Annotated in this window: 25 protein-coding genes; 4 read left to right on the top strand and 21 right to left on the bottom strand. The window is 27.5% G+C overall.

All coding sequences use genetic code 11. The features are described from left to right. Both Q0W06_RS15090 and glyA read right to left on the bottom strand, forming a co-directional pair. Nucleotides 1-849 (bottom strand): glucosaminidase domain-containing protein (locus Q0W06_RS15090; protein ID WP_297637459.1); only part of this gene is annotated, 849 nt, incomplete at its 3' end. 287 nt (nucleotides 850-1,136) lie between these two features. After that, a complete protein-coding gene (gene glyA, locus Q0W06_RS15085; RefSeq protein WP_297637456.1) occupies nucleotides 1,137-2,375 on the bottom strand; it encodes a serine hydroxymethyltransferase in 1,239 nt (412 codons plus the stop codon). 190 nt (nucleotides 2,376-2,565) lie between these two features. On the opposite strand from glyA, the gene Q0W06_RS15080 reads away from it, so the two are divergent. Together Q0W06_RS15080 and Q0W06_RS15075 are read left to right on the top strand one after the other, a co-directional pair. Then, the gene (locus Q0W06_RS15080) at nucleotides 2,566-3,330 is read left to right on the top strand and encodes a threonine/serine exporter family protein (RefSeq protein ID WP_297637453.1); all 765 of its coding nucleotides are present in this window, start codon (nucleotides 2,566-2,568) and stop codon (nucleotides 3,328-3,330) included. Then, the gene (locus Q0W06_RS15075) at nucleotides 3,331-3,792 is read left to right on the top strand and encodes a threonine/serine exporter family protein (protein WP_297637450.1); all 462 of its coding nucleotides are present in this window, start codon (nucleotides 3,331-3,333) and stop codon (nucleotides 3,790-3,792) included. It begins immediately after the preceding gene. A gap of 24 nt (nucleotides 3,793-3,816) precedes the next feature. Here Q0W06_RS15075 and Q0W06_RS15070 read toward each other — a convergent pair whose 3' ends face one another. Continuing rightward, a complete protein-coding gene (locus tag Q0W06_RS15070; RefSeq protein WP_297637448.1) occupies nucleotides 3,817-4,821 on the bottom strand; it encodes a glycosyltransferase in 1,005 nt (334 codons plus the stop codon). 173 nt (nucleotides 4,822-4,994) lie between these two features. Between Q0W06_RS15070 and Q0W06_RS15065 the strand changes: the two genes are divergently transcribed. Further along, nucleotides 4,995-6,920 carry a hypothetical protein gene (locus tag Q0W06_RS15065; protein ID WP_297637445.1) on the top strand — a complete coding sequence of 642 codons (1,926 nt, stop codon included), beginning with the start codon at nucleotides 4,995-4,997 and terminating at the stop codon, nucleotides 6,918-6,920. 142 nt (nucleotides 6,921-7,062) lie between these two features. Here the strand turns inward: Q0W06_RS15065 and Q0W06_RS15060 are convergent, their stop codons facing one another. From Q0W06_RS15060 to Q0W06_RS15030, 7 genes are all read right to left on the bottom strand, one after another. After that, complete coding sequence (locus Q0W06_RS15060) at nucleotides 7,063-7,920, bottom strand: aminoglycoside phosphotransferase family protein (protein ID WP_297637442.1); 858 nt, start codon at nucleotides 7,918-7,920, stop codon at nucleotides 7,063-7,065. A 21-nt stretch (nucleotides 7,921-7,941) separates the two neighbouring features. Next, nucleotides 7,942-8,421, bottom strand: coding sequence for a GNAT family N-acetyltransferase (locus tag Q0W06_RS15055; protein WP_297637439.1), 480 nt, complete (start codon nucleotides 8,419-8,421; stop codon nucleotides 7,942-7,944). A gap of 56 nt (nucleotides 8,422-8,477) precedes the next feature. Next, complete coding sequence (locus Q0W06_RS15050) at nucleotides 8,478-8,672, bottom strand: hypothetical protein (RefSeq protein WP_297637436.1); 195 nt, start codon at nucleotides 8,670-8,672, stop codon at nucleotides 8,478-8,480. A gap of 36 nt (nucleotides 8,673-8,708) precedes the next feature. Continuing rightward, nucleotides 8,709-9,554: an MBL fold metallo-hydrolase gene (locus tag Q0W06_RS15045; RefSeq protein ID WP_297637433.1), complete on the bottom strand. Its 846-nt coding sequence runs from the start codon at nucleotides 9,552-9,554 to the stop codon at nucleotides 8,709-8,711. Between the two features lie 177 nt (nucleotides 9,555-9,731). After that, nucleotides 9,732-10,925 (bottom strand): methyltransferase domain-containing protein, encoded by a 1,194-nt coding sequence (locus Q0W06_RS15040; RefSeq protein ID WP_297637430.1) that lies wholly within the window; start codon nucleotides 10,923-10,925, stop codon nucleotides 9,732-9,734. A gap of 75 nt (nucleotides 10,926-11,000) precedes the next feature. Continuing rightward, on the bottom strand, nucleotides 11,001-11,492 hold the full coding sequence (locus Q0W06_RS15035; RefSeq protein WP_297637427.1) for a GNAT family N-acetyltransferase: 492 nt from the start codon (nucleotides 11,490-11,492) through the stop codon (nucleotides 11,001-11,003). Between the two features lie 116 nt (nucleotides 11,493-11,608). Beyond that, nucleotides 11,609-12,151, bottom strand: a complete 543-nt coding sequence (locus tag Q0W06_RS15030; RefSeq protein ID WP_297637424.1) for a GNAT family N-acetyltransferase — start codon at nucleotides 12,149-12,151, stop codon at nucleotides 11,609-11,611. 326 nt (nucleotides 12,152-12,477) lie between these two features. Between Q0W06_RS15030 and Q0W06_RS19690 the strand changes: the two genes are divergently transcribed. Continuing rightward, nucleotides 12,478-12,927, top strand: coding sequence for a DUF5301 domain-containing protein (locus tag Q0W06_RS19690; protein ID WP_366516794.1), 450 nt, complete (start codon nucleotides 12,478-12,480; stop codon nucleotides 12,925-12,927). A 218-nt stretch (nucleotides 12,928-13,145) separates the two neighbouring features. Here Q0W06_RS19690 and Q0W06_RS15025 read toward each other — a convergent pair whose 3' ends face one another. The 11 genes from Q0W06_RS15025 to Q0W06_RS14975 form a co-directional block, all read right to left on the bottom strand. Then, nucleotides 13,146-13,460 carry a DUF3784 domain-containing protein gene (locus Q0W06_RS15025; RefSeq protein WP_297637421.1) on the bottom strand — a complete coding sequence of 105 codons (315 nt, stop codon included), beginning with the start codon at nucleotides 13,458-13,460 and terminating at the stop codon, nucleotides 13,146-13,148. Between the two features lie 178 nt (nucleotides 13,461-13,638). Next, on the bottom strand, nucleotides 13,639-13,956 hold the full coding sequence (locus tag Q0W06_RS15020; protein ID WP_297637418.1) for a DUF1048 domain-containing protein: 318 nt from the start codon (nucleotides 13,954-13,956) through the stop codon (nucleotides 13,639-13,641). A gap of 11 nt (nucleotides 13,957-13,967) precedes the next feature. Beyond that, nucleotides 13,968-14,315 carry a DUF1048 domain-containing protein gene (locus Q0W06_RS15015; RefSeq protein ID WP_297637415.1) on the bottom strand — a complete coding sequence of 116 codons (348 nt, stop codon included), beginning with the start codon at nucleotides 14,313-14,315 and terminating at the stop codon, nucleotides 13,968-13,970. Beyond that, nucleotides 14,315-14,638, bottom strand: a complete 324-nt coding sequence (locus Q0W06_RS15010) for a PadR family transcriptional regulator (protein WP_297637412.1) — start codon at nucleotides 14,636-14,638, stop codon at nucleotides 14,315-14,317. Before Q0W06_RS15010 ends, Q0W06_RS15015 begins: the two co-directional genes overlap by 1 nt. A 231-nt stretch (nucleotides 14,639-14,869) precedes the next feature. Then, a complete protein-coding gene (locus tag Q0W06_RS15005; RefSeq protein ID WP_297637408.1) occupies nucleotides 14,870-15,193 on the bottom strand; it encodes a hypothetical protein in 324 nt (107 codons plus the stop codon). Nucleotides 15,194-15,371: 178 nt separating this feature from the next. Continuing rightward, complete coding sequence (locus Q0W06_RS15000; RefSeq protein WP_297637462.1) at nucleotides 15,372-16,181, bottom strand: Rpn family recombination-promoting nuclease/putative transposase; 810 nt, start codon at nucleotides 16,179-16,181, stop codon at nucleotides 15,372-15,374. Between the two features lie 480 nt (nucleotides 16,182-16,661). Then, nucleotides 16,662-17,132: an NUDIX domain-containing protein gene (locus Q0W06_RS14995; RefSeq protein ID WP_297637405.1), complete on the bottom strand. Its 471-nt coding sequence runs from the start codon at nucleotides 17,130-17,132 to the stop codon at nucleotides 16,662-16,664. Between the two features lie 59 nt (nucleotides 17,133-17,191). After that, nucleotides 17,192-17,944, bottom strand: a complete 753-nt coding sequence (locus tag Q0W06_RS14990) for a class I SAM-dependent methyltransferase (RefSeq protein ID WP_297637402.1) — start codon at nucleotides 17,942-17,944, stop codon at nucleotides 17,192-17,194. Nucleotides 17,945-18,133: 189 nt separating this feature from the next. After that, nucleotides 18,134-19,456 (bottom strand): amino acid permease, encoded by a 1,323-nt coding sequence (locus tag Q0W06_RS14985; protein ID WP_297637399.1) that lies wholly within the window; start codon nucleotides 19,454-19,456, stop codon nucleotides 18,134-18,136. 312 nt (nucleotides 19,457-19,768) lie between these two features. Next, entirely contained in the window at nucleotides 19,769-21,025 is a 1,257-nt protein-coding gene (locus tag Q0W06_RS14980; protein WP_297637396.1) for a tetratricopeptide repeat protein, read from the bottom strand. 77 nt (nucleotides 21,026-21,102) lie between these two features. Further along, the coding region (locus tag Q0W06_RS14975; protein ID WP_297637392.1) for an AAA family ATPase at nucleotides 21,103-24,161 on the bottom strand (3,059 nt) is incomplete at its 5' end.

The following is a 24,161-nucleotide window of genomic DNA, read 5'->3' as shown; positions in this document are numbered from 1 at the left end:
ATATTGAATATCTGTTGAATATTGATGCCACATATCACCTGCTGGTGCATCTATAAATCTTAATTCATATGGAGTTATTTGAGCAATATTTGTGTTGTGAACATAATGAGTTGATAAGAATTCTGCTGCTCCATATATTGCTTTTGACACACTTGTCCATCCATGATTATAGGCATATGTTGTAGCCATTAAAGTTGGATTACCATTATAAGCACTAATTCCAAAAAGATTATAAACAGTAGTTGGTTTATTTAATTTTTGGGTTGTATATGTTGTTTTTCCATCTTTAGTAACAGGAACGGCAATTTGATCTATAGTTATTCCATTTGCAAAATTACTAGTTCCTCTTCCACTTTCTAATTGTGATTGAGAAATAAAATAAACTGGATCTAAATTATATTCTCTTGCTGCATTTATAAAATTTTGAGCTTGTCCTGCAAGTACTCCTTCATTACTTAATGAAGCTGCTACCTTAGCTTCATCTACATTTCTAAAAGTATTTACTTTTAAAAATTCAAAAGCTGAGCTTGCATATTCTGGATTTATGGCTTGTAACATAGCATTTAAATTAGATACTGTGTTTGAACCTCCTCCTTTTACATATTCTTTCATTTCTGCTGCTGCATATTTAGCCATTGTATAGTCATAATTAATATTAGTATAATCTGAATTAACTGCTGGCTTTGCTAACATTTCAACTGGTCCATTTTGTGGTACATGATGTAACGTATCTGCAAAAGTTGTTACTCCACCAAATCCAGCTGTAGCAATAGTTACTGATGCAGAAACAGCTATTGCAATTCCCGTGTTTCTAACCGTCGATTTTAAATTTTTATTTTTTTTCAACATATAATCCTCCGTTGATATTTATTTTTCTACATAAATTATACTATTATCCATTAAAACAATCTTTTACCATAACAAAAATATACATTTTTTTAATTAAGTTCATTATTTTTACTTATTTAACCTTTTAATATTATAATTTCTATTTTTTCAATTCTTACCTTTTTAATCTAAAATTTATTTAATTTATTAAAATTTTTAGTTTTTTTCTAAAAAAAAAGATATAACCTTATAAAAAAAGTTATATCTTTTTGAATTCTATTATTTAATTTTTATTCTAGAAAGTGGTTCTAGATTTTATACATTTTATGTTTACTACTTAACTTTTTAACTCTTACTCTTAAAGGCTCTAAATCACCATCTTTATTTTGAATGGCATCATTTATTATACTTCCAATTTCCTTCATGTCTTCTACAGTATATCCTTTAGTTGTAACAGCTGCTGTTCCTATTCTAACACCTGATGTTATGAAAGGACTTTTAGTTTCATTTGGAACTGTATTTTTATTTAAAGTAACTCCTATTGAATCTAGAAGATTTTGAACTTCTTTTCCTGTTACATCTTTATTAGTTAAATCTACTAATATAAGGTGGTTATCTGTTCCATCAGATACTAATTTAAATCCATGAGATACTAATGCTTCTCCTAAGGCCTTGCAGTTATCTACTACATTTTGCATATACGTTTTAAAACTTCCATCTAAAGCTTCTTTAAAACAAACTGCTTTTCCTGCAATAACATGTATTAAAGGTCCACCTTGCATTCCTGGGAATATATTTTTATCTAAATCCTTTGCATATTTTTCCTTACAAAGAATAAGTCCACCTCTTGGTCCTCTTAATGTTTTGTGAGTTGTACTAGTTACAAAATCTGCATATGGTACTGGTGAATTATGAATTCCTGTTGCAACAAGCCCTGCAATGTGAGCCATATCTACCATAAGATATGCATTTACTTCATCTGCTATTTCTCTAAACTTTTTAAAGTCAATTTCTCTTGAATAAGCACTAGCTCCTGCTATTATAAGTTTTGGTTTTTTATCTAAAGCAATTTTTCTTATTTCATCATAATTTATTCTTTCTGTTTCCTTATCCACTCCATAAGATACAAAGTTAAATAATTTCCCAGAGAAGTTTACTTTAGAACCATGTGTTAAATGTCCCCCATGACTTAAATCCATTCCAAGTACTGTATCTCCTGGTTCTAAAATTGTAAAGTATACAGCCATATTAGCTTGTGATCCTGAGTGTGGTTGAACATTTGCATGCTCTGCATTAAATAACTTTTTTGCTCTCTCTATTGCTAAAGCTTCAATTTTATCTACTACATAGCATCCACCATAATATCTTTTATCTGGATATCCTTCAGCATACTTATTTGTTAGGTATGACCCCATTGCTTCCATTACTGCCTCACTAGTAAAGTTTTCTGAAGCGATAAGTTCTATTCCTTCTTCCTGTCTTTCTAGTTCTTCGTTAATTAAATTGTATATTTCTTCGTCGTTTTTCTTTAAATTTTCAAAATTCATCTATTCACCCCGTAATTTATTTATTTTATAAAATTATATTCTTTAAGAAGATAAGTTTCAATGTTTTTTTTTATTTTTTCTCTTCTATTTTTTATCTCTATAATATTATTAAAATTTGTCTATATTTTTCTTTAATATTTAAAGCTTCTGGTATATTATTAAATAGTACAAATTTATGGAGGTTAATTTTATGGATATAAATAAATTATTAGCACTCTCTACACAGGCTGGTAAGTTAATGCTTCAAAGCGGTGCTGAGACTTATAGAGTTGAGGAAACTATTTGTAGAATTTGCGAATCATATGAAATAGATAAAGCTGAAAGTTTCGTTACCCCAACAGGAATAATGGTTTCTATTTGTTCAAATAATCAAACCTTTTCCTTAGTAACTAGAATACCTAGTAGAGGTGTCGATTTACATAGAATAGAAAGAATAAATGCTCTGTCTAGATATATTTCTGAAGCTAAGCCTTCTTTTGATTTTATTGAGGCAGAACTAGAATTAATCCAAGAGGAAAAAAGATACTCTAATACAATGACTATCCTTTTTTCAGCTCTAGCTGCAGCATGTTTCTCCTATCTTTTCGGAGGAAACTATAGAGACTTTATTGTTACCTTTTTTATCGGTGGAATCATAAAAATCGTTGGAATAAAATTTACTAAACTTCAAATTAATGATTTCTTTATAAATCTTATTTGTGCTGGAATTGCTTCCTTATTAGCAATCTTAGCTATGCATGTAGGTTTTGTATCACAGATAGATAATACAATTATAGGTAGTATAATGCTTCTTGTTCCTGGACTTGCTATAACAAATGCTATTCGTGATACTATAGCAGGTGACTTTTTATCAGGTATTACAAAAGCATTTGAAGCATTTTTAATTGCTGTATCTATAGCTGTAGGTACTGGGGTAGTTCTTAGTTTATGGATTAGAATTTTTGGAGGTATTTAAATGGGATATATTTTAGCTCAAACCTTTTTTGCTTTTATTTCAACTATAGGGTTTGCAATTATTTTTAATATAAAAGGAAGACGAAATATACTTTTTGCCTCTATTGCAGGAGGATTAAGTTGGTTTGTTTATAAGGTTATACTTTCCTTTGATCCATCTGTTTCCTTTGCAATGTTCTTTTCAGCTATTTGTTTTAGTATATATTCTGAAGTTCTTGCAAGAAAACTTAAAACACCTGTAACAACACTTATTATCTGTGCTCTTATACCTTTAGTTCCGGGATCTGGTATGTATTATACAATGCATGCTGCTGTAACTGGAGATACTATAAAAGCTTTAGATTTAGCTATTGATACCCTTTCTAGTGCTGGTGCTTTAGCTCTTGGAATACTTTTAGTATCCACTATAACTAGACATTATTATCAAAAAAAATATAAAAAAAATAAAGGCAGTCTAAAATAATCTTTAGATTGCCTTTTAATTTATCTATAAATTTATAGTTCTTGAGATTTTCTCTATATTTCTATAAAACTTTTCTAAATCCATAGCACTTTCAAATTCACTAGATGGATATTTAATAAGCTTTTCTCTTCTTATATAATCTTCTAAGCTATCCTTTGCAGCATGAAATTGACCTAATTGAATTTCACAAAGGCATTTTAAGAAATATAAGTCCCTAAAATCTTCAAATTCTAATATATGTTCCTTTATAAATTCTAATTCCTCTTCATATACCTCTAATTTATGCATAGCTTTAACTTTATTTAAAACTGTCCTTACCTTTAACTCATCATCATTTTTATCTATCTTATCTAGGGATTTATCATATTGCTCTAAAGCCATTTCAAAATTTCCCATTCTACCATACTCATTTCCAAGGTCAAAATGATACTTACTATCTTTCTCCTCTTCACTTATCATTGAAAATACCTTTAAGTTTCTGCTTAATTTTTCTTTTACATTAACGACTTTTTCATCACTTCCAAAATGAGATATTTTTATATCTGTATAAAGGATTCCTTCTTCTCCAAAATTCTCTCTTATAGTATCTTTGACAGTTTCCTGTATCCTGCCCCTATATCTTATTCTTTCATCTCTTTTAAATAATCTTATTATATTTTCTTCACTTCTTTTTATACTATCTAAATAACTACAAACCCTAAGGCTTACAGCTACCTCACTATCTATATTTTTTAATACTGTCCTTATTTTTTCAGGATTCTCTATTCTTTCATCACAATCTAAAAATAAAATAAAATCTCCTGTTGCTTTTTCTATGCACTTATTTCTAAGGTCAGAAAAATCATAGAAAAACTCTGTTTCATAAACCTTTGCTCCCCCTAAAGTTGCAATCTCCTTTGTTCTATCCTTAGAACCTGTATCTAAAACTATTATTTCATCTGCAATTTTCTTTCCGCTTAAAATAGCATTCTCAATCATTTTTTCTTCATTCTTACTTATTATACAAAGTGATAATCTTATTCCATTCACTCACTCTTTCCTCCTAAAACAATTAATTCTTCCTCCTATACATATGAATTTTAAATTTAAAATAGAATAGTTTTAAATTTAAAAATTCATATATTAGTCTTTGACATCTTCTTTTTAAAAATGCTAGTATGTTGTAAATTAGAAATACATCTAAAAAAGAAAGGAGTTTATTTATGTCACTACTATTCTTAATTGAATTTTTTATTATAGGGATAATAATTTTTTTATCCTATAATTTATCTAATAAAAGAAAGCATCCTATTAGTGTTATATTTATAATTTTATTTGCTATATTTACTATTTTCTCTTTACTACTAAAAGGTTCTTGGGATTCTTTTCTTAGCGTTGGTGATACATCTTCTATGTATAACAGCTTTTTTGCTAGGTTTCCAAATCACCTTACACAAATACCAATTATAATTTTTTCTATTTTATTATTTTCTGTTTTAGGTTTACTTTGGGGAATTTTTCTTTTTATCATCAGTAAATCAAGTTCAGAAAAGAAATTTAATTTAGAAAATACTCATGTAACACCTCTTATTAATTCTTATATAAATAAAGAAACTATAACTATGGAGGATCCTTTATCAGGAGCTGATTTTGCTCATAAAGTAAACAGCCTATATTCTTTATTTAAATTAGAGTTAATGGATACAAAAGAATTAGAATTAAAGAAATTCCAGTTAATTTCTTCTTTATATTCTGAAAATATTCCCTGTTTGCCAGAGGAGTTTATTATTGATTTTAAGAAAACCTTAAAAAGTGATTATATCTCTAATGAAGAGTTAAAAAATATTTTTGAAATTTTAAGCTTAAAAGATAAACTTAAGAAAAATTCTGATAAAGAATTAATTCTTCTTTTATCTACTGACAATGATATAAAAGAACTTTTTTGTAATGCCCTTAAATTTGAACTTCATTCTAGAGGATATTCTGATGTTACATTAGCAGAAATTATCTCACTAAGAAATATGGATAATTTAGAACTTTTTAAAAGCTTTTATAACTCTAAACTAGAATATTTAGGATTTAAACTTACTTCTAGAAATATTGATTATGAACTTCTTCTAAAAGTTATTCCAGTTCTTCATTTATCTTTAGAAGAGGCTTTAAATAAATATTTAGAAAATGATGTTCTACTAACACTTTCTTACAAAAAAGCTCTTTCTAGTACAAAAATAAAAAAAATAAGAAGGAAAAAGCTAGTAACACCAAAGTTTATTATTCCTATACTTATTTTAATAATGATTCTATGTTTTGTTATAGCAAAAACTTTCTTTTCTACTCCATCAAATACTGATGCTATAAACTATGTAAAGAAAGTTGAAAGTAATGCAACTAATATTCATGTATTAAGCTCTAATTACTTACCTCCTGGTGATAGTAATTATGCCATAGAATTAAGTTATAATTTTAAATCAGATAATAATGATTACTCAAATACAGGAATTATTTATTATACACACAACTATTTTAAATGGACTCCAACTTCATTTACTAAAGGTACAGCAAACGAAATTCCTAAGTCAGGATTAACTCTTACTCAAATGAAAGATTTATTAAATGATACCGTAATACAAGGTTTACAAATAAATTCTGAAAATATGGAATTGACTAATATTAAAACTGATTTAAAAACATCTTCTATAACTGCAAACTTTACTTATACTGACCCTAATATAAGAGCTTTAAAAAATATAGTTGGACAAGTTTATTTCACCTTCTCAAATGGAAGCTGGAAATACTCTAACGCTGTCACTTATAATGTATACTTAAATGCACCACCAATCTCTTCAGAAGAACTTATCAGTATGTTTAAGACATCTCCAAACTCTCCTCTACCATCAGAAGAGCATCCTGGAGTTAATATTACTGTATCAGTTCAAAATGTTTCAACAAATGCTACTGAAGGAAGCTGTAATGCAACTTTCGTAGTTACTGTAAAAAATGGAATAAAAACAACTATTAATTATTATAATGCCCTTTTCCAATATTTAATTGATAACTCAGGTAATCCTGCACCAAACTTTACAACGCCAAATTGGTATTTAGTTAGTTGTTCAACAGATTACTCAAAAGGCTCAACTTCATATTCTTAACCTTTAGTTTTCAATAGCCTATCTCTTAAAATGTTGGATTTTACTAAAGTTTTGAAAATAATTTTTAGAATAGAACTTTCTTATCTAAATAAAATTTGGAAAAAATAAAAAGTAGGAACATAAAATTCCTACTTTTTATTTTCTATTTATAATCTTTTAAAATCTCTTTAATTGTCTTTCTTGCATTATCCCTTACTTCTTCTTTATTATTATTATAAGTTATTAATACCTTCCATAAAGCCCAACCCTTTGCTCTTTCTATGGTTTCATTATCAATTTCTTTTAAAAATTCTACTCTATTATCCTCTTCAAAAAATGTCCATGCCATTGCATAATCACATGAAGGATCTCCAACTCCCATTATTCCAAAATCAATAACTCCACAAAGCTTCCCTTCCCTAACCAATAAATTTCCTGGTGCAATATCTCCATGAATCCAAACACACTCCTGTTGCCAACTAGACTTAAGAGCTTTACTCCAAATCATCTTTAGCTTACCTACAGGCAATGTATCTTTAAGATTCTTCAAAGCCTCTTCTGTCTCCTTATTGTAAATCTCTAAATTTCCTCCACGATAAAAATTATGAGTTCCAGCAATAGGTCCATCTAAAGTACTAATTTTTTGAAGTTCTTTTAAAAATTTTGATAAATCTCTAGCAAAGGCTTTTAAATCTTGGATATTTTCATAACTAGCATTTTCCCCTTCAATGTAATTATTAACTGACCATGGAAAAGGATATAATTCACTTGGACTGCCCTCTTTAATAGGAGTAGTAATCTTTATCCCAATCTCTTTTTGTAATATAGGTAACCATCTTAATTCCTTTTTAACTTGTGGTACATACGCTTCTCCACTGGGTAATCGTACAGTCATTTTATCACCTAAATGAAATGTTCTATTATCATGTCCACTCTTCTCTACACCTTTAATCTCTAACTCTTTCCATTTTGGAAACTGCTCTTCAATTAATCTTTTTACAATCTCAGTACTTATCTCCATTCTTTCCCCCATTGATTTAAATTATCTAAATTTCTCTAAACGAAAAAGCTGTTCATCATCAACAACATCGATTCCATTTTTAAAATTATAACCCATTTTCTTATAAAAATTACAACCTGTTATAGACGCAGGAATTTCAATACGTTTTGCTCGTAAAAATAACTCGTCCATTTCTAATGTTTCAATAATTTTTCGTCCTACACCTTTTCCTTGATATTCAGGTAATACAAATATAGTAAATAGGCTACTTTCATCTTCTTTACCCCAATAAGAACCAATTGCTCCACAACCTATAATGATATCTTTATCGCAAACTACATAGAAATTCATCCAACTAGCACGTTCAATTATATGAGTTTCCGAAAGTTCTTTTATATCATTTTCAATATATTCTGCTGAATAATCCTTTATATTAGTCACTCGTAAAGTTTTAGCAATTAAAGCTGCCACTTCCTTTGCATCTTCTATCTTAAATTTTCTTACTGAAAAAAATTTATTCATCTCATTCTCTCCTCCATTTTCCTTCTTAATTTAACAATAGCCTATACAAAACTACATTATTTAGTATTGCTACCTTTTTTCTTTCTATAATCTAATGCTAACCCTACTGCAACACCTAAGCATAATCCTATTGATAGTTGATCAAATAACACTCCAAACACAAGTCCTACGCCAGTAAAAATTGGAAAATAGTAATCATATTTCTTTGTCTCTTTCTTATTAGTTTTATTTTCATTATTATTTTCTCCCATCAGAAAGTCCCCCTATATAATTATTATATTTTTATCCTATTTTTTATTATGTGCTATAAATCCCTTTATATCTTCAATATCCCATTCTGATAATTCATTACCACGAATATCTCTTAATAATGATATAGATTTTTCAAGGTCTGTAGAGTCTCCTACAGTATCACCTATCTCTTTTATATGCTTAGTAAAATCCTTAAACCCTTCTTTATTATATAAAGGGTGATGTGCAGGAATATAGAAATTTGAATCATAGCTAAGAAGTTTTTCTAAATAAGGATAAAGCTTTTCTCTTGAATAGCTCCATTCTCCATGGTACATATCAAGATACATTGAATCTCCCATAAAAGTAACTCCTTCTTCAATTGCTGTAACTAAACATGAATCTGTAGCGTGATCTACATCCATTCTTTCTACCTTAACTTTTACTCCACCTAAATCTATTACTATTTCATTATCAAATACTATATCTACAGATGGAATTTCAAAACTCCTATTATCATCAGGATGTTCTATCTTTATATGTTCTTCACAAAATTCTATTTCTTCACCTGATAAAACTCTTTCTCTAATAGCTTTGTCAGACCACTCTAAACCTTTCATCCACTCTAATTTTTCATTAGTTCTTTTATTTACTATATTAATAGCATTTATAGTAGTAATTCCAAACACATGATCCCAATGCCAATGAGTTAACACAAGATACTTTATTTTAGGAATATTAAGCCTTGATACATAACTTAAAAATTCCTCTGCATGTGCCTTTCCGTTGCCTCCATCTACCACAAGGGAATACTTATCTCCAAGAATTAATCCAAGTACAGGTCTGTCCCCCTCTTGAACAAAATCCATATAATATACTCTATCTGTTAGTTTATTTAACATAGTTTTCTCCCTAATCCCTTTTCTAATTTTTTTAAGTATTTTATAATCTATTTTCAAATAATCATTAATATAAATTTATTGTAACATAATTTGTAAATTTAATTTTATTTATAATATTAAATAAAAATAGTCTTAGACAATCTACATTAATGTCTAAGACTATACTTTCTAAGATTTTTATTTTTCACATACAAATAATCCAGAGTCTTTACTGATAAAAATTTCTTTTTTATCCTTTATTTTATCTTCAATAAATTTTTCAAAATCAACTTCTTTATTTTTTATAACTTCTTGCAAATTTCCATGGGTAGAATATAAATAATCTATTATTGACTTTGAATTATTTACAAGCAATGAATCTTCATACTTATATAATTTAACCTTTTGGAAAAATTCATCTAATTGGCTTTTGCCTGATTCTAATCCAAATATATCTGCAAACCTCACTTTTTCTATATTAATTTTTTCATCATATTCTTTAGCTAAATCCATAATCTCTTTCATATGATTATTTCCAATTGTTGATGTATAAAATTGTCCATTATTTTTTAAGACTCTTTTTACCTCTTTTAAAAATGCTTTTCTATCTTTCACATAATAGATCATATGATTTGCTATAATCATGTCAAAACTTTCATTTTCAAAGTTAATATTATTTCCATCCATTTTAATAAATTCAAACCTATTTTCATAATTCCTTAAATTTTTTCTAGCATCTTTAAGCATTCCTTCTGATATGTCAGATAAAAATATCTTGCAATCTTGTGAAATCCTTTTTATATTTTTTGCCCAAAGCGTTCCATCTCCAGAACCTATTTCAAGAATTTTTGCATTAGGTGGAATTTCCATATTATCAAACAACCACTTATGCCACCCATACTTATTAGTACTATATTCATCATGAATATTAATCCTTGCCCTAAGATTAGAAGAATTCTTATATTGTTGTAAAACTTCCCCCTCTGCATTAATTGCATGGATAATTTTTATGCAACTGTCCCAAGGAAAGTTCTCTTTTTCATTAATTATATTTTCTGTTTCTTCTATAGCCTTAATGACAGACTTCATATGAATAACCTTATCTTCTAAAATATTCTTTTGTTCATCTAATGATAAGATTAGTTCCTCTTTCCCAACTGGATAATTAATAGCTTGTCCAATATTTTCTAATGGAAATCCTAAATACTTTAAAGTTAAAACTCTTTGAAGCTTTGCAAAATCATTTTCCTTATATAATCTATACCCATTTTCATCTCTACAAGTTGGTTTAAGAATTCCTTTGTTATCATAATAACGAATAGTTCTAATGGTAACTCCAGCCTTTTTAGCAAATTCACCAGTTGTATAATACTTTTCTTTATTTTCTTCCATAATTTATCACCCAACTTTATTATAGACAGTGACCTCGCGTCATGGTCAATACCTTATTTAAAAACTCTCAGTATATTATTCGTATATTCTCGCCATCATCAATTCATCAGTATAAACATCATTTTTAAGAGCCGAATATTTTTGTAGACCCTCTTTGACAAAACCAAATTTTTTATATAATTTAATTGCATTCTCATTATCAATAAATACTTGCAATTCTAATCTTTTTAGCTTTAATATATTATCAGATAACTTTATTAATTCTTTCATCAATAAAGTTCCAACTCCCTTTGAGTGGTAATCACTATCTACCATAACAGTAATAGACGCAACATGTTTCTTTCGTGGATTACTGTATCTATTTAATATAGAAACACCTATTACCTTACCATCCTTTTCTGCAACAAACCAAAAGTCATTAGGTGTTATATTCATAATTTTACTTTTCATTTTTTCAGTTTGTTCATCTGAAGTAGCGAGAATATTATTTTCAACTCCTTCCATCTTTCTTATTTTACTTATATCAATATAGTCATCAACTTTTACAGATCTTATATTTATATCCATTACTTTTCCTCCATTTCTATTGTGTCACATAAAACAACCATCCAAAACTTTATATTCTTATAATCATAAAATTAGATTTTAGCACTCATATTATATTAAGATTATTTATTATTTACTTATCTATTATCATAATCATCTTTTAAAATATTATAATATAATACATTAACATCTATATTATCTAATCTTTTTAAATTTTCTTTTTTTGTAAACTTATATTTGAAACCACATTTTTCATTGACTCTTTTAGAGTTATTATTAAAATCATAATGACCACACCAAATTAAATCTAAATTCATTTCGGTGAATCCATACTCAAGTAATGATTTTACTGCTTCAGGAACATAATTATTCCCCCAATATTTAGGATTTAAAACATAACCAATTTCCCTTTGTTTTAAATGCTCTAAAGAAAGATCTGGTTTATTTTTATGTAATCCTATACCACCGATTACTTTATTTTCTTTCTTTAAAACTATTGCATATGAATCATTATTGCTTATAAACATATTTATTGTTTCTTTACTTTCATCTTCTGATTTATGTGGTTTCCATCCAGCATTTGGACCAACTAATTCACTTTTGCCATACTCATATAAATCACTACTATCTCCAATATTCCATGGTCTTATAATCAGTCTCTCTGTAATAATCTCATTCATTTAAACTTCTCCTTTTTCAACTCATACTCTTTAAAACTAATACATTCCTTTAACACGCTCTATTATATTCATTTTTCTTCAAGTTCATGAAATACTTCATTCCATAATTTAAACTGAATATCCCTTACTAAAATAAATTCTAAGCTCTCAGTTCCCATTATCATTTCCAAATAATTACATTGTATTGTATAATTAAGTAGTATGCATATATCCGGAATATTCTATTATCCTATAAGTTCTAAATACAGGATAATTTAAAAAGAGGCTAACCAGTATTTTTGCAAAATATACAATAAAAATATATTAACAAATATACCTTAAAGGACGTGATTTTAATAAAGAAAGGCAGAAAATCAATTATTTTTTCAACCATTATTTTTATAGTGGCTATTATATCTCTATTCCTAGTAAAGCTACTTACAGTCAAACAAATTCCAAGTATTCCACTGAGAAATAAAGTTTCATCTATAGAAATATATCATGATTATATAAATAATCTATCTAAGCATCATTCTATTAAAAGTGATCAGTCTATATCAGAAATTTACAATGTATTACTGTCAGGTAAGAAAAGTAACATATTAACAAGCTTAGATGATTCCCCATCTAACGTGAATGGAAAACCTATAAAAATAGTACTAACAGATAGTTCTAATACCGTCACACTGTTGTTTGCATATCAAGGCACTGATGGTAAATACTACATTGAAAAGCCCTATGAAGGTATTTATAAAATATCAGTTCAAGGATATGAAACTTTATCTCAAGTTAACTGAAAAATAAAAAGTTTTTGGCTCATTTACTTTTGGTTAGTTTTTCCACAAACCCCAGGCAAACGGACTAGCTGTCAGCTGTTCCGTGCCACGGGGTTTGGATTTTAGTTTGAATTTTCAATTTTTATTTTTCATAATTACCCCTCAAAATTTTTACTTATATATTACTTTGAATATAGTATATCCTTTTATCCAACTGTTCACTTTTACATCATATTTTCTTATCTTTTCTTCTCAAATCTATTACCTGTATTGGCATAAATTACAACAAATATTACTGAAATACTAATTAAAGTAGTTCCAATACTAAGTAGTATCTTCATCATAAGGATATCGCTTAAAACACATAACGATATACATAATACAATCACAAACATAAACTTCCCCATAAATTTGCATAATGCTAGTACATCATAATTTTCTTTTTCTTCTTTGCTCATTGTATTAAATCCTGCTATTAAGAATGACCATTTTCCTAATGATAACATTATACCAAGTAGTATAAACAACCCAATCATAAACACCTTTCCAATCATAAAATCCCCCCATAATAAATTTTATTTTGAAACATAGTTTTATATATATTATTATAACATTTTTTATATTTTTACCCAATATTAGGGATAATATTATATCTTTTATATACAAAAAAAAGAACCAATAATTGTGATTTTACTCACATCTTATTGGTTCTACTTATTATCTGATTTTTCTCTACTTCTTAGTATCTTTATTATCCCATTCTATATAAATATCTGAATATGTTTTTGAATCCTTTATTAGTTCATCACAAAAAGCAGCTACATCTTTTCCTGTTACCTCTAATACACCTTTTCCTAACATTGCACCTTCTTCAAAGAAATCTACTATTTCAGAAAGAAGTTTTCCTTCATTTAACTCTACAGGTCCAACCTTAAAAAGATATTTTTGAATTTCTTCATATACAATTTGATAATCCTTTGGAAGTGCTTTTACACGTGCCATGTGAGCTTTCCATTCTTTTTTTGCATTTATAAAATCTTGTAAACTCATTTTTCCCCCTCCTACTTATTCAATTTCTTTTCTATATTTTTATTTAACTGTCTACGCCATTTACTTCTATAATCATTAGCCTTCTCTTCCCCAACTAACTCTAAACAAAATCCATTAATATCATTACCTAAAACCTCTTCTACCTTCTGTCCATCTGCTGAAGTTTCTTCAAGAAATATAAGAGCCTCCTCAAGAATTGGAATTAAATTTCTTCCTGTAAAATCTGAGTGTTGCCAAAGGTTTTCTTCAATTTCTTTCCATGCCTCTCTATATTCAATTGGTAGTTTCTCTACCCTACTTTCAAATCCTTTAAAATCTCTTGTTATATCATTACCAGTAACTTTATCCCAGAAATTCATTATCTCATCTCCTTTAACTCATTAATTCTTGTAGAAACAAAGCTCCACTTCTCCCAAAACTTTTCTAACTCTTTACGACCTGCCTCATTAAGAGTAAAAAACTTTCTTGGTGGTCCTATCTCTGATTTCTTTTTTGTAATATTCACTAATTTATTTTTTTCAAGTCTTACTAATATTGTATATACTGTTCCATCTACAATATCTGAAAACCCAAGTGCATTTAATCTTCTAGTAATTTCATATCCATATATTTCTTCATGATTGATAATTTCAAGAACACACCCTTCTAGCACGCCCTTTAGCATCTCTGTTATATTTTCCATAAATCCACCTCCAAAATATTTTCATATAATATTGAATTCTTTTAGTATTCTGTATTACTTATTACTACTATATAGTATAACTTAGTAGTAATATTGTCAATCTTAAATTTCCTTCTATTTTTATCATATCAAGTCTTTAACTTATACTCTAAAATAACTTAACTATACGTTCTAATACATAAAAAAACCAGAAGCTATACAACTCCTGGCCTTTATTTATATCCCTTTAATTTATGCTTCTCCATAATTCTTAGTAAAATATAAAAATCCTGTTTTAGTTACTTTATAATTACTTATTACATTTTCTGTTTCTTTATCTTTTAGATTAGAATCCTTAATAACATAAATCACTGCATTTTCACTATCAAGAACATCTTTATCTAATTTATATTGGAAATCATTTTTCTCAATATTTCCTTTAAATGCTTCAATTGGATGTCCTGTTATAAATATATATGTTCTAATAGACATATATGGCGTTATATGTGTAGCCACAAAGCCTCCAATGATTATTATAATACTACATACTGCAATAGCTTTTTTCGAAAATCTCATATCCTCCCCTCTATAATTTAAATATAGTTACATCTAAATTATATATCACAGCAATAAATTAGTAAACTTTTTCCAATTCTTTCCCTCGTATTTTTATATTCTCTCTTTATAAAAATAAAAAGATTATCAGTAAGTTATATCATCAACTTACTAATAATCTTATATTTAAATTAATTACTTAGAAATTTTCTTTATAAACTTCCTCTACTATCTCTATATCTACCTCTAATATTTCTGAAATTAAATCTTTATCCATTCCTTTTAATAACATATTTTTTATTGCAACCTTAGCTTTATTTAATTCTCCTTCTTCTCTACCCTCTTCTCGTCCTCTTTTCTCTGCACTATTGATCATATTTGCTCGTTCATGAAGTGATCTTTCTCTCTCATAGTAAATTTTCATTGTTTCTTCATCACTACTTAAGTATTCGATTTTTTGTTCAGCTTTTTTTATTGCTGTATCCAAACTCATCAACTCCTCTAATGTAGTTTCAGATATATCTTTTTCTAAAAACATTAGCCATCTTTCTATATCATTTTCCCTATAATCTCTATCTTTCTTTTTTCTAAACTTAGGCAATTCTAGAAAGTGAATTTCAACAACATCCGTAAGCATATATTCTTTTTCTATATCCTCCCACAAATGAAATGATGATTGATAACTTTCTGTTCCTAAAAATTCAAAATCTAAAATATTAATAGTAATTACTTTTTCTAAACTAGTATAGTCTTGGCCTTGTTTTATATTTTCAAGATACATCTTTCCCCAATAAAATAATGTTCTTTTTTCCATATTTCCTTGATCTGTAAGTTGAACTTCTATGTCAATTTGTTCGCCTTTAGAAGTTTTTGCTCTAACATCAATTATTCCTGTTTTATCTAAAATTAAATCTTTAGTTAATTGTTTATTATCTATAATTTCTAATTCTACTATTTTTTCTTTTTTAGTTCTTTTTAGAACAGCATTAAGTGATACTCCAAATTTTATATTTGGTTAGTAGAACTTACTCAGCGAATATATGTGAGCAGAGTTTCCTAAAAGAAATATCTTCATTTCCTTTTTCTCCAAATACCTTTTTGAAAATGAAATCATTTAACGGTTTTACTTTTCTCATATATAATTTACCTCTTCATTTTTATCTTTAGTTAAATTATTCTCATATATATACTTTATTATAACATTAATTTTAAACCTATTTAAATAAAATCATTTGAACCATATCTCTTTTTTCTCTATAATACGCTCTACTTTCACAAGATATTTTATTATAGCTTCTTTCCAACTTATTTTTAACAAATTCATTTCCCTTATCAATATCTGATTTTCTTTTGACAAATGCTAAATAAAACAATCCTGGCAAATCATAATAATGTGAAATAACAGCTGCTATACATTGTATCCTTCACTAATCTAAAATAATTCTCATACAAAATTTTTTACACAGTTTTAAATGCATAATTCTATCTATCACTTGTCCCTATTTACACAATGCATAATTTCATTTGGGATATTTTCTATTATTCTACTTAAACAATTTGGCTTAGTTACAATACTATTTAGTTCTTCAAAACTAAACCATTTATATATTCCTCTTTCATCATCTAAAATTTCTTTTTCTCCATCAAATTCTTTTAATTCATTATTTGGATCTTTTAATAAGTAAAAGAATATATATTGATGCCACTTCTTTCCTTCTAGTTCAAAGAAGTTTTCAATTATTGTAACTAATCTATCAACTTCTAACATTGCACCAACTTCTTCTTTATACTCTCTAACTATTGTTTCATCAGTAGATTCCCCAAACTTAGGTTTTCCCCCAACAAAAGTCCAATAATTATCTTCTCTCCCTCTTGATAATAAGAATTTATTATTTTTTATACAAATTCCCACCACTCTACAGTTAAACATTTTATCATTAGTTTTATATTGTACGTCCACTTTTCATACCTCCTACTAATTTTCATCAATTAAATGTTATAAAACTCATTCTATCTAATTCAAATTGGCTTTTGAGCAATATATAATGGAATAGTGTCATATATAATTATTTTATTTCCTTCTTTTATAATTGCCTGCCTTACTCCTTCATAAAACTTTGATTTATTAGGTTCTTCTAATGTAATATGTTCACAATGAGTACTGATATACGAAATATACTCATCTGCATTTAATATTCTTTTCTTTTTCCACTCTAGTTTTTTCAATTTATTAAAGCCATAATTTACGACATTCTCATAATTCATCTTACAATTATATTTTTGTTTAACAACAAAATACTTTTTATAAATTTCTTCAATTTCCCTATAGAGTTTTTTATTATTTTCTTCATCTGAACAAGTCATAAACATAGCAAGAATTCCACCAGGCTTTAATAACTCAAATGCTTTTGTAAATGCTATTTTTTCTGGTATCCATTGAATAGTTGCTCCTGAATATATTAAATCAAACTTTTTTTCTCTAAAATCATAAACTTCAAAATCTCCATTTATGATATTAAAATTATTATATCTACTAAATTTCTTTTCCATATATTCTGTAAAATTTTCTCCTAGTTCAATAGCAGTATAATCACTTCCAGTTTCTAAAATAGGCTCCGTTGCTTGTCCCGTCCCTGGTCCAATTTCAAGAACACTTTTTCTAGAATTTAAATCACTTAAATTTATAAGTTCTTTAAAAAGTTCTATACAATATCTCGGTCTATACTTATCAAATTCTTCTGGTATTTTGTCAAAGGTTTTTCTAAAGTCCACTTCGCTCACTCCCTTCAATTTTTATCTATAATACAATAATATCTCTTTTTGGATTAATATGGATGTATTTTCTTTTAATTTTTCTTCATACTTAAAAATAATATGACAGATAAATCATAAAAAAGGAGCACTGTCTTTTCGTAGCAATAAAAAAGATTCCATAGAATTTTCTCTACAGAATCTTTTTCTTTATGCTTTTTTCTTATTTTTATGATAATTGTAAATGTAAAACGGTATTCCACCTAGAAGAAGGATGAATCCCCACATTACGATTTCTGCTCCTGAACCATAGATTGTCCATATTGCATATATAAAAGCTAATAATGGAAGAATGGCTTTCTTTATAAATATTTTAAAGTTAAATTCTTCTGTTCCATTAAACATTAACATTATTTCTGCTGCTGCTGTTAGTAAGTAAACAGGTAAAAATGATAATGTTGCTAGTATTGTTATAAATGTAAATGCATCTACCATACTATTTTGGTAGTTCATAATTAAAAGTATGTTTACTAAAACTGAGCTAATAATTAAAGCATTTGCTGGTGTTTTATATTTTGGATGAAGTTCTCCAAAGAATTTAGGGAATACTCCATCTTCTCCAGCTGCATATGCAACTCTTGCTGTTGATAAAAGCCATCCTATAGTTGTACCTAATATACATACAACTACTGCTATTGTTATTGGTTTTCCAAGAGAGCTACCTAAAAATCTAGTTAATATATCTGTAAGAGGTGCAGAACTTCTACTTAAGTCATGATTATTCATAGCTCCCATAGATGCAAAACTTATTAATATATATATTGCTGCTGCAATTAAAAGTCCATAGATTGTACTTCTTTTTACATTTTTCTTTGGATTCTTTATTTCTCCTGCTGTTACTGTTGCACTTTCTAATCCTACAAAAGCCCAAAGAGTGGATGTAGCTGCAAGAGGTATTGAACTAAAGCCTTTTCCTTCTGGAATTAAAGGCATTAAGTTATTTGGGTCAAAGTTTATAAATGCTATTATTATAAATACTACAAAAAATAATATCTTAAAAACTGTTGCAAAACTTTGAAGTTTTCCAGCTTTTTTTACCCCAATAATGTTTATTATTGTAAATATCCATAAAATAGAGCTTGTATATATTAATGAGATTACTGGATTTTTTAAAGCTGGTATTACTGCTGCGCTATAACTTGCAAGTGTTACTATTATTGCTGCATTTCCTATCCACGATCCATTCCAGTAAAGCCATGCACTTAAAAATCCTGTAAACTCTCCAAATGCTGTTTTCGTATATTGATATGCTCCTCCTGTTTTAGGATATTTTGATCCTAAGTTAGCAAAAGATATTGCTATAAGGATGGAACCTATTGTTGTTATTGTCCATGCTATTAAGGTTGCCATTGGACCTGATACCGATGCTAATGTGGCGGGAAGCATAAACACTCCTGAACCTATCATATTTCCACAGACTAACATGGTTGCCATAAAAAGTCCTATCTCTTTTTTCATGTTTCTTTCTTCCATTATCTGCCCCCTCTTTCATCTTTATTTGTTCTTACCTTATAATTGTATCAAATCATTAATATTTGTCAAACTTTATACATTATTTTTACTTTTAATTTGTTTTTTTTATCATTTATTAATTTTTAAGCTTATTTTTTAACATATTTTGAAATAAAAAGGGGTAAAAAAAGTGAAGCTAGAGGCTTCACCTGAACAAATAACTTTTTTAACCTCTAAAACTATAGTTAAACAACTAACTATAAGCTTTTATATAACATAAAGTTATATATTTCCCTAGACGTTAAAAAAGAAGCTACACATTGTAGCTTCCTCTTATTCTTTGTCTTTATTAAATAAACTTTGCATTGGACGTATAAGTTTTATTTTTGTAATGGCTTTAAAATATCCATTATCAGCAGCTTTTTTATAAAGTTCTAAAGCTCTAAACTCATCTTCATCCACTATATAACCTTTTTCAAAAAGTGTTCCTAGTTTATATTGGGCTTCTCTATTTTCTTTTTCTGAAGCTATATTGTACCATTCTACACATTTTATATCTTCCTCTAATAGTAATGCTTCTGCAATTTCAAATGCTAATTCTCCACATTTAGCCTTTGCATCTTCATTTCCATCTGCCTCTGATTTATTAAACCAATCAAAAGCCTCTTCTATATCTCTTTCTACCCATTCACCATAATTATATATTTCTCCAAGTGTATACGAGGCCTCAGCATCGCCATCTCTAGCTTCACCTTTATATACCTTTATTAGCTTATTAATACTTTCTGAAACACCTTTTTCTGCTGCTATAACGTAGTATTCCATGTATTTTTCTTTATCAATTTGAACAAAGTCTCCATTAAAATATATATCTCCTAGATAGTGATAATAGATGTCTTCTCCTTCACTACCTTTGATTTCATATATTTCAATAAGTTTTTCAATTGCTTTTTCTTCTCTTTTAAATGCTGCTCTTTTATAATATTCAATAGCTAAGTCTATATCTTTACATACAGTACTTTCATAGTAAATATCTCCAAGTTTAAGACTTGCATAAGCACTTCCTAAATCTGATGCTTCACCTAAGTAATCTATTGCTAAAAGTAAGTCTTCATTATTATAAAATCTCTCTAGATAGTATTCTCCTTCTTTTATGAACTCCTCAATATTTAAAGGGTTTACCTTATCATGTGGTTTATGATCTTCCTTCTTTAAATCTATAATTCTCATATTAGCTGAGTCTACTTCATTTACTTCTTCTTTTTTAGGCTCTATTTCTTCTTTTATTTCTTTTTCTTTTACCAGTTCTTCTTTTTCTACTTCTTTTATGGCATCATTTTTTATCTCTTCACTTTTGCCTACCATTAACATAGAAGTCATCTCTAAGATTTTATCTAACTTTTCGTTTTTTAAGCCTTCTTCTTTTATCTTGTTTCTTATTTCCGCATTCTCTTCTTTTATCTTACTTTTCAGTTCTGCATTTTCATCTATTAAATATTGAATTTTATTTTCTAAAAAATTTATTTTATCGCTTATATTTTTTAATATATCTTCACGTCCTGTTAAGATATCTTTTTTTGTTTCCTCCATAAAAAACCTCCCCAAACTTATATTATATCTTTATATATTACACTATCTCTTTACCCTTTTAAATACGTTTTTCGTCATTATTTTTTCATAATTAAGAATTCTTCCTTAGTTATTAACCCTAAATCTAATAACTCTTTAAGTTTTAATATTTTTTCTAAATCTAAATCTCTAGCTTTTTCTTTTTTAATTACCTTAAATTTTTCTTTAAATCCTTCTCTACACTCTAATATATCAACTTTTTCTATTTTAGCATTTAAGTAATTTGGTAATTTTTCTCTTCCAACTCTATATGATTGAAGTTTAGTTAAACAATCTATAAAGTTTTTCACTAAGATTCCATTTTTTATATTTATGTCATCTGAATTAAATATATCATTTATAACTTCTTCTATAAGTATTATTTCGCTCTTTTCTACAATAAATCCTCTTAATAGTAATTTATTTATTATTATTTCCTTAATCTCTTCTCTTGAGTAATCTTCAAGTTTTATATATTCAATAAAATGTCCACCTAACTTTACATTTCTATATAATAACTCTCTTATCTCTTCTTTATTACCACTTAAGATAATACATATCTTTCCTGCATTCTTATCCATAAATGAAGTAAGTTCTCCAACTATATATCCATCTTTATCTTCTTTTATAAATCCATTTAAATTATAGATATATAATGTTTTTCCTATCATCTTATTTAAATATGTTTCAATGGAGTTATCTCTCACACTTTGAACAATTTCTATTGCTCTTACTTGTATCATATTTTTTGTTTTAGTTACACCAAGTGAATATAATTCTTCACTTACTGTTTCTGCAAATAGTTTTTTCCCTGTTCCTTCATTTCCACCAATTAAGATATTTAAATTTCTAGAAACAACTGCATTTATTCCTTTTTTTCTTCTAAATTCTTTTAATTTAATTAAAGATGATAAGTTTCTAAATACTTCCTTATTTTTTTCTCTTCCAACTATCTTTTTAGTTAATTCTTCAAAATCAATCTTTTCTCTTACAGAATAGTTTATTTCTTCAATATCCTTAGCTGTTATAAGGTTCATATCGTAAGTACTGATGTCATTTTCAGAAATTCTTATACTTTGAGTTCTAATTAGATTTTCAACATAGTTTCTAACCATACGCCCATTTCCTGATTGTGCATCCGCTTCTTCATATATATTTTCAAAACTACTCTTTAATGCTAAATGTCCATTTTTTGATAACTTAAATCCTTTTTTCTCTATTATTTTTACAGCCATATTTAAAAGCTCTTCTGGATTATAGTCTTCAAATTTTGTCCATAATGGGAATCTTGATTTTAATCCTATATTTACATCAAAGAAATCTTCAAGTTCTTTTTCATATCCAGCTAAAATAACTACTACACTGTTACCATAGTCTTCAATAAGCTTTAAAAGAGTCTCTATGGCTTCTATTCCTAGTTCATCATTAGCAAGGGTATAAGCTTCATCTATAAATAAAACTCCTCCTACAGCCTTCTTAAACACTTCCTCTGTTCTCTTAGCTGTACTTCCCTTTTCTCCTGTTACAAAACTACTTCTATCTGTTTCTATAAGTTGACCTGTTTTTAAAAGTCCAATACTATTAAGCATTTCTGCAACTAATCTTGCAATACTAGTTTTACCTGTTCCTGGATTTCCTGCAAAGACCATATTTAAGTTTTGGTCTATTTCAGTATGTATCCCTACAGACTTTCTCTTTTCTTGTGCTAATATAAGCTTATATTGATCTCTTAAAAGTCCCTTAACAGTTTCAAGTCCTATTATTTCTGAAAGTTTCTTTTCTAAGTCAAATTTAGTTTTAACTTTAAAGTTAAAGTTTTCTCCATCTAAAACATCTAAGCCTTTTCCTTCTCCGCTTATATATTTCTTAGAAGCATCTAAAATTGCATTTTCTACTATATTTCTTACAAATCTAGCATTTCCTAAATCATTTTTACCTGAAATTTGGTTTTTATAAAATAATTCTATAATATCATTTTTAATTTCTGGATTTATTTTATATCCTTTCGATTTAGCAATATTTAAAGCTATTTCATACATTTCTTCTGGTGTATAGTCATAGAAATGAATAGTATTTGGGAACCTTGATTTTAAGCCTTGATTAATGCTTAAGAAACTATCCATATCCTTTTCATATCCAGCCATAATAACGACAAGATTTTCTCTATTATCTTCTATCCCTTTTAAAAGAGCATCTACTATTTCTTTTCCTTTTTTATCATCTTCACTTTCACATAAAGAATAAGCTTCGTCTATAAATAAAACTCCACCTAAAGCTGAATTTATAATATCCATAGTAACTTTTGATAAATCACTACTAGCTTCAGATACAAAGTCACTTTTACTAACTTCTTTAAATATTCCTTTTGATAAAAGTCCTAAAGCATTTAAGTATTCAAAAGTAACTCTAGCTGCATTAGTTTTTCCTGTTCCTGCATTCCCTGCAAATATCATATTTAAAGATGGTGACGTTACTTTTAAGCCCATTTTCTTTCTGATTTTTTGAACCTTTACATTGTTCTCTATGTTTTCTATAAAGTTTTTAAGTTCTTCTACACCTATAATTGAATTTAACTTGTATTTTGCTTCTTCTAAAGTAGTATCTGAAAACTGGCTTAAACTATATTCTTCTCTTCCATCACTACAATAAATATCTTCTTCTTTTCTATATACAGTTATTTTACTTCCCTTATCAATAAGATTTCTATTAATAAGATTTTTTATTGGTTTTGATAATTTATAATCTATATATCTTTTTATATCTAGTTCTTCATCTGATTTAAAGCTTTCATACATGAACTTACATAGATTATATTGGTCATCTTCAATATGATCATTTAAGTTTATCCAAAGGTTAACTTTATAATCTTCATTTATTTCTTGTATAGCTTTAGCTACTATAGTTTTTATTACTCTATACTTTTCATTAGATGTTAAACTTCTACTTTTAAATGTTTTATCTATTCTCTTTTCAAAGTCTTCTCCTAAAAGTTCTTTTATATCTAACTCTTCATCATCTGATACAAAAATAAAGAATTTACTGTGACAAACAACTTTATCTAAGTCTGATTTTTCATCATTTTCTCTTTCAACTAATATATCATTTTTCATTTTATAGT

This window comes from uncultured Clostridium sp. (assembly GCF_947072515.1).
GTDB lineage: Bacteria > Bacillota > Clostridia > Clostridiales > Clostridiaceae > Clostridium.
Note: the sequence above shows the minus strand (reverse complement) of the source record. Positions and strands in the feature narration are given on the sequence as shown.

Coding starts and splice junctions, on each gene's coding strand:
- glyA (WP_297637456.1), bottom strand. CDS start 2,375: ATGAATTTTGAAAATTTAAAGAAAAACGACGAAGAAATATACAATTTA.
- Q0W06_RS15080 (WP_297637453.1), top strand. CDS start 2,566: ATGGATATAAATAAATTATTAGCACTCTCTACACAGGCTGGTAAGTTA.
- Q0W06_RS15075 (WP_297637450.1), top strand. CDS start 3,331: ATGGGATATATTTTAGCTCAAACCTTTTTTGCTTTTATTTCAACTATA.
- Q0W06_RS15065 (WP_297637445.1), top strand. CDS start 4,995: ATGTCACTACTATTCTTAATTGAATTTTTTATTATAGGGATAATAATT.
- Q0W06_RS15060 (WP_297637442.1), bottom strand. CDS start 7,920: ATGGAGATAAGTACTGAGATTGTAAAAAGATTAATTGAAGAGCAGTTT.
- Q0W06_RS15055 (WP_297637439.1), bottom strand. CDS start 8,421: ATGAATAAATTTTTTTCAGTAAGAAAATTTAAGATAGAAGATGCAAAG.
- Q0W06_RS15050 (WP_297637436.1), bottom strand. CDS start 8,672: ATGGGAGAAAATAATAATGAAAATAAAACTAATAAGAAAGAGACAAAG.
- Q0W06_RS15045 (WP_297637433.1), bottom strand. CDS start 9,554: ATGTTAAATAAACTAACAGATAGAGTATATTATATGGATTTTGTTCAA.
- Q0W06_RS15040 (WP_297637430.1), bottom strand. CDS start 10,925: ATGGAAGAAAATAAAGAAAAGTATTATACAACTGGTGAATTTGCTAAA.
- Q0W06_RS15035 (WP_297637427.1), bottom strand. CDS start 11,492: ATGGATATAAATATAAGATCTGTAAAAGTTGATGACTATATTGATATA.
- Q0W06_RS15030 (WP_297637424.1), bottom strand. CDS start 12,151: ATGAATGAGATTATTACAGAGAGACTGATTATAAGACCATGGAATATT.
- Q0W06_RS15025 (WP_297637421.1), bottom strand. CDS start 13,460: ATGATTGGAAAGGTGTTTATGATTGGGTTGTTTATACTACTTGGTATA.
- Q0W06_RS15020 (WP_297637418.1), bottom strand. CDS start 13,956: ATGAGTTTACAAGATTTTATAAATGCAAAAAAAGAATGGAAAGCTCAC.
- Q0W06_RS15015 (WP_297637415.1), bottom strand. CDS start 14,315: ATGAATTTCTGGGATAAAGTTACTGGTAATGATATAACAAGAGATTTT.
- Q0W06_RS15010 (WP_297637412.1), bottom strand. CDS start 14,638: ATGGAAAATATAACAGAGATGCTAAAGGGCGTGCTAGAAGGGTGTGTT.
- Q0W06_RS15005 (WP_297637408.1), bottom strand. CDS start 15,193: ATGAGATTTTCGAAAAAAGCTATTGCAGTATGTAGTATTATAATAATC.
- Q0W06_RS14985 (WP_297637399.1), bottom strand. CDS start 19,456: ATGGAAGAAAGAAACATGAAAAAAGAGATAGGACTTTTTATGGCAACC.
- Q0W06_RS14980 (WP_297637396.1), bottom strand. CDS start 21,025: ATGGAGGAAACAAAAAAAGATATCTTAACAGGACGTGAAGATATATTA.